This window comes from Pseudoalteromonas sp. SCSIO 43088 (assembly GCF_023650795.1).
GTDB lineage: Bacteria > Pseudomonadota > Gammaproteobacteria > Enterobacterales > Alteromonadaceae > Pseudoalteromonas > Pseudoalteromonas shioyasakiensis.
In genome coordinates this window covers 356,813-368,153 of the sequence record NZ_CP072675.1, presented here as the reverse complement: position 1 = coordinate 368,153, position 11,341 = coordinate 356,813, and the positions used below count along the sequence as shown (strand labels likewise).

Below are 11,341 nucleotides of genomic sequence, written 5' to 3'. Positions count from 1 at the left end.
TATGTTTATTCTTGCGCGCTCTTAAGTTGCTGAACAATTGACTGACCACGTTCGGTTAAGCTGTTAATTGCAATGGCACGCGCCTCGCCTTCATAGCGTAGGGTGATATCAAGATCCGGTGTTGGAATAAATTCGCCGCCTTTTTCAGGCCATTCCACAACACAAATAGCCTGTGGTGAAAAATAGTCACGAATTCCCATATATTCAAGTTCTTCAGGGTCACCTAAGCGATATAAATCAAAGTGATAGACATCAGCTTTAGCTAATTGGTAAGGCTCAACCAGTGTATAAGTTGGACTCTTAACCTTACCTTGATGACCGAAACCTTGCACGATACCACGGGTTAATGTCGTTTTACCGGCACCTAAATCACCATGTAAATAGATGACTGCCCCTTGCTCCATCAAGGTTGCAAGTTGCTTACCCATATTAACCGTTGCTGCTTCATCAGCGAGTGGAAAACCAACACTGTCGGTCATTATTACCTCATGAAAAACTAAAAACACATTACTTTGTTAATCATACCAGAATAATTTTGTAAGGCGAGAGCCGCTCTTATGCCTAGTTTGACAAAAAAAAGCCGGCAAAGTTGCCGGCTTTTTAGCTTAAACAGAATTTTGTTTACAGACCTAGTTTCTTCTCAAGGTAGTGGATGTTTGTACCACCGTTTTGGAAGTTCTCATCTGCCAAGATTTTCTTGTGCAGTGGTGTGTTGGTCTTGATGCCATCAATTACTAATTCGTTTAACGCATTGCGTGAACGAGCAATAGCTACATCACGGTTTTCACCGTAACAGATCAGCTTACCAATCATTGAATCGTAATGAGGTGGTACTGTGTAATCTGCGTAGATGTGGCTGTCCCAACGAATACCTAAACCGCCAGCAGGGTGGAATCGCGTGATTTTACCTGGTGATGGAATAAAGGTGTCAGGGTCTTCCGCATTAATACGGCACTCAATTGCATGACCACGAATAACCACATCTTCTTGTGTGAATGATAGTGGCTGACCAGCTGCAATTTTTAGCTGCTCTTTGATTAAGTCAACGCCAGTAACCATTTCTGTTACTGGGTGCTCAACCTGAATACGGGTATTCATTTCAATGAAATAGAACTCGCCGTTTTCGTATAAGAATTCGAACGTACCTGCACCGCGATAACCAATTTCGATACATGCACGAGTACAACGGTCACCGATAAACTTACGCATTTCAGCTGTGATACCTGGCGCTGGCGCTTCTTCAACAACTTTTTGGTGACGACGTTGCATTGAACAATCACGCTCACCTAAGTGAACTGCGTTGCCTTGACCGTCTGCAAGTACTTGAACTTCGATGTGACGTGGGTTTTCAAGGAATTTTTCCATGTAAACCATACCATTACCGAAGAACTGCTTAGCTTCTTGCTGAGTAAGAGCGATTGAATCAACCAGCTCTTTTTCGCTGCGAACAACACGCATACCACGACCACCGCCGCCGCCTGCTGCTTTAATGATTACAGGGTAACCAATACGCTTAGCGATTTGAATGTTGCGCTCGCTGTCTGCCGTTAATGGGCCATCAGAACCTGGTACACAAGGTACACCGGCTTTACGCATCGCTTCGATTGCAGAAACTTTGTCACCCATTAAACGAATTGTGTCGCCTTTAGGACCGATAAATACAAAGCCGCTTTGCTCAACTTGATCAGCAAAGTCTGCATTTTCAGAAAGGAAACCATAACCTGGGTGGATAGCAACTGCGTCTGTTACTTCTGCCGCTGCAATAATGCGCGGAATATCTAAGTAACTTTCAGTGGCTGCTGGTTTACCAATACAAATTGTTTCGTCTGCCAGTAACACGTGCTTAAGATCACGGTCTGCCGTTGAATGCACAGCAACAGTTTTGATCCCAAGCTCTTTGCAGGCGCGCAGTACGCGAAGTGCAATTTCACCTCGGTTTGCAATGACTACTTTATCTAACATAGAGTTGGCCTTTTGTTGCGCTATTATTCAATGATGAATAAAGGTTGATCGAATTCTACTGGCTCGCCATTTTCAACTAAGATAGCTTTTACTGTGCCTGCTTTATCAGATTCGATTTGGTTCATCATCTTCATTGCTTCAACGATACATAACGTATCGCCAACATTTACTTTAGAACCTACTTCTACGTATGGTGCTGCTTCTGGAGAAGCCGCTGAGTAGAATGAGCCAACCATAGGAGATTTAACTTGATGGCCAGTCGGTGCAGCTGGAGCAGCCGCTTCTGCTGCTGGAGCCTCTGCTACTGGAGCTGGTGCCGCTGCTGGCGCAGGTGCTGCAAACTGTTGTGGTGCATACTGCATTGCAGGTGCTGCAGACATATTGTTACGATTGATGCGTACTGACTCTTCACCTTCAGTGATTTCTAATTCAGCAATACCAGATTCTTCTACTAATTCGATAAGTTTTTTGATCTTGCGAATATCCATTGAACGACCCGCCTGTTAGTTATTTAAAAATTAATGTGTGTTTTGCAACCGGCTAACAGCAGCTTCAAGTGCCACCTTATAACCCATTGCTCCTAATCCAATAATGACGCCTTGTGCCACATCCGAAAAATACGAATGATGACGGAATGCTTCTCGAGCATGCACATTAGTTAAATGCACCTCGTAAAAGGGAATGTTTACACTAAGTAATGCATCCCGTAAGGCTACGCTTGTATGCGTAAATGCAGCAGGGTTGATAATAATTGCATCAACCGTTTGCCATGCATCGTGAATGCGTTCTATTAATGCAGCTTCACTGTTACTTTGGAAATGCGTTAAATCAACATTGAGACCGGCAGCAACCTGACTAAGTTCAGCTATAATCTCATCAAGAGATTGAGTACCGTACTTTTCTGGTTCACGCTTGCCAAGCATGTTTAAATTTGGCCCATTTAGAACTAAAAGTTTGAATTTTGCAGCCATAATACGCGATATATCCTATAAGTAAGCAGTTTAACCATATTCATCATAAACCCACGCTTAACCTAAGCGTGCTGATGTAAAATAGCAACTATTTCTCACGTTAACCACCTATTATAGATATTTCGACGTAAATAGCAGCAAAATACTGGTCTAATCACTCCCTATTCGTGGCAAAGTCAAGCATAGCAAGGCACACAACAGGGTCATTCTAAGCGTTTTCCTGCTGATTAATTGAGCTTCAATCAGTGAATTTGCCATTTTTCACTTAAAATAAGTATTTTTTACGATGCAGATACAAAAACGCCACTCAGATGAGTGGCGTTTTGCTATTTTCTTGCACGTTTGCGTTTATTTAGCGATATTTCGAACTTTTGCTAAATGTTCTGCAAAGTCTTTGGCATTTAAAAAGCCTGTTACACGTTGCTCTAAAAGCTCATTACCTTGGCTATCAAAGAACAAAATGCTCGGCAACCCAAATACCGTGTATTCTTCCATTAGCTCTATGGTTTTTGCATCGCTTTGTGTTAAATCGATTTGAATTAACTCAAAGTGAGCAAATTGCTCTTGCACTTTAGCGTCAGGAAACGTGTAGTGCTCAAACTCTTTACACGCAACGCACCAGTCGGCATATAAGTCGACCATCACTAAGCGCCCCTCGCTACTTGCCTGTGCAATTTCTTCTTTTAATTCACTTAGATTAGCAACTTGTCTAAAACCATGTGTTTGTACAGCAGCTTCAGCAACCACCGCTTTACTAGGCCAAAAATAATTTTTCGTTAAACTCGCCCCAGTCACAACCAATAAGGTTGCAGCAAACCACAATGCTGTTTTTAGCTTGCCTTGTGATTGACCACTTTGCCAATGGTGTAAATAAAGCGCTGTAGCAAGTGCTAATAAACCCGCCATTAACCAAATGATTTCAATATCAACAATACGCTCAAGCAGAATAAGTGGTACAACTAGCATAATGAAACCAAATAGGGTTTTCACTTGCTCCATCCAACCACCGGCTTTTGGTAGTAATTTACCGCCAGAAGTCCCCAGTAATAATAACGGTAAGCCCATGCCTAAACTGAGCACATAAAGTGTTAAACCACCGACAAGATAGTCACCACTTTGCGCCACATAAAGTAAAGCAGCTGACAATGGTGCTGTTGTACACGGTGAGGCAATCAAACCAGACAATACACCCATCATAAATACGCCAACATAGTTGCCGCCTTTTTGCTGGTTACTAACCTGAGTGAGCTTATTCATCATGCCGCTAGGTAATTTGATTTCGTACCAGCCAAACATCGACATTGCCAATAATACAAATAAGATACTAAAGCTAATTAGTACAGTAGGATGCTGTAAATACCCTTGTACTTGCCCACCTAATGATGCAACCACTAAGCCCAGTGCTGCGTAAGTAACGGCCATACCTTGTACATATACAAACGACAGCGAGAACGCTTTTTTAGTCGATAAATTCTGCTGACCCGCTATAAGGCTCGACAAAATCGGAAACATTGGGAATACGCATGGCGTAAAGGCAAGACCAACACCAACTAAAAAGAAGATTACTAGGTTAGTCAGTAAACCTTGCGATGCCAGCTTATCGGTATATGACTGCTCACCAGCTGGTTTTGAAACTTCTTGAGAAGGGGCTGATGACGCTTCATTAGTATCGGCTGCTTGTGTTAATGCAGCCAATGCATTCCCCGCATCTGCAGCCTGTGATACTTGCTCACCTGCAATCACAGATAAAGGAATGGTTCTAACTTCTGGCGGATAACATAACCCCGCCTCAGCACAGCCTTGAAAACGCACTTTAACAACCGCACCTTCTGTGACGTTACTAAGCTTAGAAACCACACTTAACGAATCAAAGAATACCTCGGTCTTACCAAAAAATTCATCTTCAATAATCACGCCCTTGCCAAGATCAGGAATTTCAATATCTGCGCCTTTGGCAATAATTTCGACTTTCTTTTTATAAAGGTAATAATCAGGCGCTATATCCCAGCCAATAAATAAGGTTTTGCCTTGCTGGTCAAAATCGAAAACAAAAGCCTGATCAACTGGGAGAAATGTTTGCTCCGCAGGTTGTAGTAGATTTCCAAGTAAATTGTTATTACTCGCGGTTGCTGGCATTAGCCACAATGCACAAAGTAATAAAAGGAACGATCGCATTAATTAAGTACCTCATCCATCCAATTAAAATAGGCTAAATTGCCTGTAGCCACATCAACGACCTGAATTTCAGGCACCTCATAACTATGCAATTTCTTGATAGTTTGGATCACCTCATTCATTTTTTCTGACTTAGTTTTGATCAGTAACTTACTCTCAATAGCTTGAGTCACCTCGCCTTCCCACATGTAAATAGATTCAATAGTAGGCAAAATGTTCACACAAGCAGCTAGCTTTTCTTTAACTAGATGTTGTGCCAACTGACGGGCTTCAGCCTCATTTGCACAAGTAGTAAAAATAAGTCGAAAATGCGTAGTCATAAGGAACCTTTATTTGATTACGTGAGTCGCACCATAGTATCCGATAGTAACTATAATGTGTAGCGAGCAAGGTGATCCTAGGTTCCGTCTTGAAAAATGACCTGCTCACCCCAATTTATATTTCACTGACTCGAAAGAGAATGACATTTTTTAGAGAGCGTTATGTTTAGATTTTTGTTTTTGTTATTTATTTTAGTGCCGATTGTGGAGATCGCGTTACTCATCCAAGTGAGTGAAGTGATCGGCGGCTTTGCCACCATAGCGCTTGTAATTGTGACCGCGATTGTCGGTGCGAAATTAGTGAAGCAGCAAGGTATGGGCGCGATTCAAAACGTGCAATTACAAATGGCACAAGGGCAAATGCCTGCAAAAGAATTATTTACTGGATTATGTGTCATTATCGCCGGTGTTTTATTAATGACACCAGGCATCATGACTGACTTTTTTGGCTTTTTACTACTTACGCCAGCAATCCGCAACAAACTGGCTGCAGGCCTTGCCAGCCAAGCGACTGTACGTATGAGTTCGCAGGCAAATCAAGGCTCTGCACACTTCCAATATCATAGTAAAACAACCACTCATGAAGAGCCAAACCATCAACCTACAACTATTGATGGTGAATTTGAGCGAAAAGATTAAAATTTTTTAATTTTTGTACTTGAATTTTTTTAAGCCACCCCCATTAATGAATGCAATGAAACGCAACGGGTGGCTTAGCACTCCCCTGCAATAACACAAGATTTTTTCTGTACTGTTCAGAAACTGTTAGGAGAACTAAATAAATGAACATTCGTCCTTTACATGATCGCGTCATCGTTAAGCGTCTAGAAGAAGAAACTAAGTCTGCTGGCGGTATTGTATTAACTGGCTCTGCAGCTGAAAAATCAACTCGCGGAGAAGTTATCGCTGTTGGTAATGGCCGTGTTTTAGACAACGGTGAAGTAAGAGCATTAGAAGTTAAAGCCGGTGACACTGTGCTGTTCGGCTCTTATGTTGAAAAAGCTGAAAAGATCGAAGGTCAAGAGTACCTGATCATGCGTGAAGATAACATTCTAGGCATTGTAGGCTAATCCTACTTTTCGTTTAGCAACCCGTTTACAGAATTTAAGAGGAATTTAATCATGGCAGCAAAAGAAGTACTTTTTGCAGGTGACGCACGTGGCAAAATGCTAACTGGCGTAAATATTTTAGCAAACGCAGTAAGAGTAACTTTAGGTCCTAAAGGCCGTAACGTTGTATTAGACAAATCATTCGGCGCTCCAGTGATCACTAAAGATGGTGTATCTGTAGCAAAAGAGATCGAGCTTGAAGACAAGTTCGAAAACATGGGCGCACAAATGGTTAAAGAAGTAGCGTCTAAAGCGAATGACGCTGCTGGTGACGGTACAACAACTGCAACAGTATTAGCGCAAGCTATCGTAAACGAAGGCTTAAAAGCAGTTGCAGCGGGTATGAACCCAATGGACCTTAAGCGCGGTATCGACAAAGCAGTTACTGCGGCAGTTGAAGAGCTTAAAGCACTTTCTGTTCCATGTGCAGACACTAAAGCAATTGCACAAGTAGGTACTATTTCTGCTAACTCTGATAAAGAAATCGGTGACATCATTGCCGAAGCAATGGAAAAAGTAGGCCGTGATTCAGGCGTTATCACTGTTGAAGAAGGTCAGTCGTTAGAAAACGAACTAGACGTAGTTGAAGGTATGCAGTTTGACCGCGGTTACCTTTCTCCATACTTCATCAACAACGCTGAAAAAGGCGCTGTAGAGCTAGACAACCCATTCATTCTACTTGTAGACAAAAAAGTATCTAACATCCGTGAGCTACTACCTACATTAGAAGCTGTTGCTAAAGCTAGCAAGCCACTACTTATCATTGCTGAAGACCTTGAAGGTGAAGCACTTGCAACACTTGTTGTGAACAACATGCGCGGTATCGTTAAAGTATCTGCGGTTAAAGCTCCTGGTTTTGGCGACCGTCGTAAAGCAATGCTGCAAGACATCGCAGTATTAACAGGTGGTACTGTTATTTCTGAAGAAATCGGTTTAGAGCTAGAAAAAGCGACAATCGAAGACCTAGGTACAGCGAAGCGCGTTGTGATCACTAAAGATGATACAACAATCATCGACGGTGCAGGCGAAGAAGACGGCATCAATGGTCGTGTTGCACAAATCAAAGCACAAATCGAAGAAGCGACGTCTGACTACGATAAAGAGAAACTACAAGAGCGTATGGCTAAACTAGCTGGCGGTGTTGCAGTAATCAAAGTTGGCGCAGCAACTGAAATCGAAATGAAAGAGAAGAAAGACCGCGTTGAAGATGCACTACACGCAACTCGCGCAGCGGTTGAAGAAGGTGTTGTACCTGGTGGTGGTGTTGCACTAGTTCGCGTAGCAAGCAAACTTGTTGAACTTGCTGGCGACAACGAAGACCAAAGCCACGGTATTAAAGTTGCACTACGTGCGATGGAAGCACCACTTCGTCAAATCGTAACTAACGCAGGTGACGAAGCATCTGTTGTTGTTAACTCAGTAAAAGGCGGTGAAGGTAACTACGGTTACAACGCAGCATCAGGCGAGTACAACGACATGATCGAAATGGGTATCTTAGACCCAACTAAAGTAACGCGTTCTGCACTACAGTACGCAGCTTCAATCGCGGGTCTTATGATCACAACTGAAGCTATGGTTGCTGAAATCCCGAAAGATGAGCCAGCTGCTCCAGATATGGGCGGCATGGGCGGCATGGGTGGTATGGGCGGCATGATGTAATCATCCCCCCGGTAAAAATCTTTATTTAAAGATATTACCCGAAGGTACCTCCCCTTCAAAAGAAAGCCCCTATTAACACATGTTTTTAGGGGCTTTTTTACGATTATAGAAACTTAGTCTGATTTATAAATTATTTGATAAGAGCTATTCTAAGCTCCTTACTTTTTTGATTTACTTTGCTTAGGTTTACCTTTATCTGATTTAGCAGCTTCACTGACAATCGCGTCTTTTTGCTCTTCGGTAATTAAAGCTTGATCTAAAAGCTGTTCAGCCGCTTTTGCAACACAACTGACGTATTTACCATGGTTAGCAAACTCTGACGATTCACCACATTGTGCAGCCATATGTTGTTCAACTGAACATCCTTCATAGGTTACCGCCTCTAGAGCAGGAGTGTCTGGGCAGTAATCAAAATCATTATTTACTCCATCGCCGTCAACATCGGCATCACACTCATCACCTTGACCATCCTGATCAAAGTCTAGCTGATCAGGGTTTGCAACTTCAGGGCAATTATCGACAGCATCAGGTATACCGTCTTGATCCATATCTTCATCAACGATACCTATCGGGTCACTGATAGTTGAAACAAGGCAATAATCATCACATGAATAAGTTAATGATGCCGGCATATCATCCCATACAGCCAAAACAGTGCCGTACGTTGCATCATTTGTATAAATTAACCAAGTTAACCCTCCCCAAGGAACATCATATAATGCACTACCATCATTAATGATTGTATAACTGGTTGGTCTTGGACGAATATCAAATGCCCCTATGCCTGAGCCATAGTTGAACATTTGCATCGCAAATTTTCCATCTTCAGTACGAAAACCATCTTCATACATTTGCTGCGTAGTGTAAGTTCCAAACGATCCACCCGACATAACCTGCTCAGAGGATATTGAGATTGTCGAACCGTTAATACTGCCATTTGTGGGTTGTAAGTGAATAGTTCCAGTCATAGCTGTCACATCTGCAAATGCCACTGCAGACACAAAACACGAGGCCACTCCTGAAATAAGTAAGTGCTTATTCATATTTATATCCTTAAATTTGGTAGGGTTGGAATGTGCATTCCAAACATCACCCAGAAGTTTAGTGAAGCAGTATGAGGCAATTTTATAAGGTGTATAAAACATTCCCGAGACATGGCGAAACGAGCTTTTCTGAAACTGCGGCTTAATACTTGTAGACAATCCCAAAAAAGTCAATTTACAACCAATAATAATTTACAAAAAATTTACTGGTGTTACCGCGAAGATTTAAATTTAAAACCAAAAAACAGGATAGGAAAAAGGCAATTAAAATCAGCACCTTAACAACCGACAGGGTTCAAGGAGTAAGAATTTAAGATAGCATGCGAGTCCAAGTTACTTTGCCTAGATTGTTTGTACCATTTAACAGAACAATAAACTAATAGCTAAGTTCACAAGCCCCACCATACTTCTTTTTCAACGATTGGCATGTTGAATAGGCATATCCACAACGCTTTTCACCTTTAAGTATGTGGCAGTTCTAGCTATCAGTTTTAAGCTGTCAGCTATCAGAAACTGACGGCTGACGGCTGACGGCTGACGGCTGACGGCTGACGGCTGACGGCTGACGGCTGACGGCTCAGTTAACCAACTCCCTCACTATCGCAAACAAGTCACTCGCTAACATGCCTCTTTCACCTTCACGTTCTGCGGCAATATCACCGGCTTTTGCATGTAAGGTTACACCTAAACACGCTGCTTGCTGAGGAGTAAGCCCCTGTGCGATCAATGCCGCTATGATACCTGTTAATACATCGCCACTGCCGCCAACCGCAAGTGCAGGGTTACCGTCGGTACACACCCATGTTTGGTTATTATCAGCAATTAAACTGCCAGCACCTTTGAGTACACAAGTAGTGGTATAGCTACGTGCGAGCTGCTTTACTGCATGAAAGCGATTTTCTTCAATATCGCTAGCGCGACAATTAAGTAACCTTGCTGCCTCACCTGGGTGTGGTGTAATAACGGTATTAGCCAATGGAAATGACGAAGCATGCTGAGCCATTAAATTAAGTGCATCAGCATCAATAACCAGTGGCTTGTTATTAGCAAAGCAATACTGCATTACTGCTTCAAAGGTTGTTTCCGACCAAGTGTCTTGGCCAAGCCCTGGGCCAATAGCAACACAGGTTGCCCACTCTAGGGCGCTAATCAGGTTTGTATCTGTCACCATTAGCTCTGGCCGGCCAATACTCACAGGTAGAATAGAGCTACTATGGGTATACACTTTGACCATGCCCGCACCGCTGCGAAGCGCAGCCTCTGCGGTTAAACGAATAGCGCCTGCAGTGCCAGCATTACCACCAACACACAGCAATTTACCATGGCTGGCTTTATGGCTGTTGTTATCGCGCTTAGGAAGCCTAGCTTGGCTCTGATAATTGATAAGCTCAGCCGTGGGTGATGTCTGTTTTAAAAAGGCATCTTCAATACCTAAATCATTAAACTCTAATGTCCCTGCATGCGCTCTACCTTGCCCTGTCACTAAACCTTGTTTAATCCCCACAAAAGTCACAGTAAGCGCGGCTTTTATTGCGACTCCTTGTATGACACCTGTGTCGGCATGAATACCTGAGGGTAGATCAATAGCAACTATCGGCACTTGGCTTTCGTTGGCAGCTTTAATCAGCTGTGAAAAAGGCTCGCGCACCGCGCTTTGAATTCCTGTGCCAAGCAGGCCATCAATAATGATATCTGCACGCTCAATAGCACTGGCATCAGCGGTTATTGCCCCTCCGGCGTCAAGCCAAGCTTGCTGAGCACTGAGCGCATCACCTTTAAAAGGTTTATCAGATATTGCTGTAATAACCGTAACCTGTTTGCCCGCTTGTTTAGCTAAGCGAGCAACAACATAACCATCACCGGCATTGTTACCAACGCCCGCTAACACTACGAATGTACTTGCTTTAGGAAAATAGCTGATAGCTTGCTGATAAGTCGCCAGCCCTGCTCGCTCCATAAGCTCATACAAGGTAACGCCAGAGCGCTTAGCTGCGGGTCCTTCATGGTCACGAACTTGCTCTGCTAAAAATACTGACTGCGAGAGAACAACTGACATATCTATCCTTAAATTGGCCTTTTAATCAGCATATAAGTACAGATGA

Annotated in this window: 11 protein-coding genes; 3 read left to right on the top strand and 8 right to left on the bottom strand. The window is 42.9% G+C overall.

Translation table 11 applies throughout. The features are described from left to right. Positions 1-5: 5 nt before the first annotated feature. From tsaE to cutA, 6 genes are all read right to left on the bottom strand, one after another. Entirely contained in the window at positions 6-479 is a 474-nt protein-coding gene (gene tsaE, locus J8Z28_RS01795; protein WP_062566643.1) for a tRNA (adenosine(37)-N6)-threonylcarbamoyltransferase complex ATPase subunit type 1 TsaE, read from the bottom strand. Between the two features lie 142 nt (positions 480-621). Then, positions 622-1,962, bottom strand: a complete 1,341-nt coding sequence (gene accC / locus J8Z28_RS01790) for an acetyl-CoA carboxylase biotin carboxylase subunit (protein ID WP_062566644.1) — start codon at positions 1,960-1,962, stop codon at positions 622-624. A 23-nt stretch (positions 1,963-1,985) separates the two neighbouring features. Then, positions 1,986-2,450 carry an acetyl-CoA carboxylase biotin carboxyl carrier protein gene (accB, locus tag J8Z28_RS01785; RefSeq protein WP_054552429.1) on the bottom strand — a complete coding sequence of 155 codons (465 nt, stop codon included), beginning with the start codon at positions 2,448-2,450 and terminating at the stop codon, positions 1,986-1,988. Between the two features lie 30 nt (positions 2,451-2,480). Then, complete coding sequence (aroQ, locus tag J8Z28_RS01780) at positions 2,481-2,933, bottom strand: type II 3-dehydroquinate dehydratase (protein ID WP_062566645.1); 453 nt, start codon at positions 2,931-2,933, stop codon at positions 2,481-2,483. A 348-nt stretch (positions 2,934-3,281) separates the two neighbouring features. Beyond that, positions 3,282-5,108 (bottom strand): protein-disulfide reductase DsbD, encoded by a 1,827-nt coding sequence (locus J8Z28_RS01775; RefSeq protein WP_062566646.1) that lies wholly within the window; start codon positions 5,106-5,108, stop codon positions 3,282-3,284. Continuing rightward, positions 5,108-5,428: a divalent-cation tolerance protein CutA gene (gene cutA / locus J8Z28_RS01770; protein ID WP_054552426.1), complete on the bottom strand. Its 321-nt coding sequence runs from the start codon at positions 5,426-5,428 to the stop codon at positions 5,108-5,110. The genes J8Z28_RS01775 and cutA overlap by 1 nt, the downstream gene beginning before the upstream one ends. A gap of 162 nt (positions 5,429-5,590) precedes the next feature. Between cutA and J8Z28_RS01765 the strand changes: the two genes are divergently transcribed. The 3 genes from J8Z28_RS01765 (at position 5,591) to groL (ending at position 8,196) form a co-directional block, all read left to right on the top strand. Further along, positions 5,591-6,067 (top strand): FxsA family protein, encoded by a 477-nt coding sequence (locus J8Z28_RS01765; protein ID WP_054552425.1) that lies wholly within the window; start codon positions 5,591-5,593, stop codon positions 6,065-6,067. Between the two features lie 143 nt (positions 6,068-6,210). Next, positions 6,211-6,498, top strand: a complete 288-nt coding sequence (locus J8Z28_RS01760) for a co-chaperone GroES (protein WP_036973362.1) — start codon at positions 6,211-6,213, stop codon at positions 6,496-6,498. A gap of 51 nt (positions 6,499-6,549) precedes the next feature. Continuing rightward, positions 6,550-8,196 (top strand): chaperonin GroEL, encoded by a 1,647-nt coding sequence (groL, locus tag J8Z28_RS01755; RefSeq protein ID WP_062566647.1) that lies wholly within the window; start codon positions 6,550-6,552, stop codon positions 8,194-8,196. Positions 8,197-8,354: 158 nt separating this feature from the next. Here the strand turns inward: groL and J8Z28_RS01750 are convergent, their stop codons facing one another. Continuing rightward, a complete protein-coding gene (locus tag J8Z28_RS01750) occupies positions 8,355-9,239 on the bottom strand; it encodes a thrombospondin type 3 repeat-containing protein (RefSeq protein WP_062566648.1) in 885 nt (294 codons plus the stop codon). 577 nt (positions 9,240-9,816) lie between these two features. Then, positions 9,817-11,295 (bottom strand): NAD(P)H-hydrate dehydratase, encoded by a 1,479-nt coding sequence (locus J8Z28_RS01745; protein ID WP_250659783.1) that lies wholly within the window; start codon positions 11,293-11,295, stop codon positions 9,817-9,819. Between the last annotated feature and the right edge of the window lie 46 nt (positions 11,296-11,341).

What these genes read in the sequence shown, in the direction of transcription:
- cutA (WP_054552426.1), bottom strand. Translation starts at nt 5,428, where the DNA reads ATGACTACGCATTTTCGACTTATTTTTACTACTTGTGCAAATGAGGCT.
- J8Z28_RS01745 (WP_250659783.1), bottom strand. Translation starts at nt 11,295, where the DNA reads ATGTCAGTTGTTCTCTCGCAGTCAGTATTTTTAGCAGAGCAAGTTCGT.
- J8Z28_RS01760 (WP_036973362.1), top strand. Translation starts at nt 6,211, where the DNA reads ATGAACATTCGTCCTTTACATGATCGCGTCATCGTTAAGCGTCTAGAA.
- accB (WP_054552429.1), bottom strand. Translation starts at nt 2,450, where the DNA reads ATGGATATTCGCAAGATCAAAAAACTTATCGAATTAGTAGAAGAATCT.
- accC (WP_062566644.1), bottom strand. Translation starts at nt 1,962, where the DNA reads ATGTTAGATAAAGTAGTCATTGCAAACCGAGGTGAAATTGCACTTCGC.
- aroQ (WP_062566645.1), bottom strand. Translation starts at nt 2,933, where the DNA reads ATGGCTGCAAAATTCAAACTTTTAGTTCTAAATGGGCCAAATTTAAAC.
- tsaE (WP_062566643.1), bottom strand. Translation starts at nt 479, where the DNA reads ATGACCGACAGTGTTGGTTTTCCACTCGCTGATGAAGCAGCAACGGTT.
- groL (WP_062566647.1), top strand. Translation starts at nt 6,550, where the DNA reads ATGGCAGCAAAAGAAGTACTTTTTGCAGGTGACGCACGTGGCAAAATG.
- J8Z28_RS01750 (WP_062566648.1), bottom strand. Translation starts at nt 9,239, where the DNA reads ATGAATAAGCACTTACTTATTTCAGGAGTGGCCTCGTGTTTTGTGTCT.
- J8Z28_RS01775 (WP_062566646.1), bottom strand. Translation starts at nt 5,108, where the DNA reads ATGCGATCGTTCCTTTTATTACTTTGTGCATTGTGGCTAATGCCAGCA.
- J8Z28_RS01765 (WP_054552425.1), top strand. Translation starts at nt 5,591, where the DNA reads ATGTTTAGATTTTTGTTTTTGTTATTTATTTTAGTGCCGATTGTGGAG.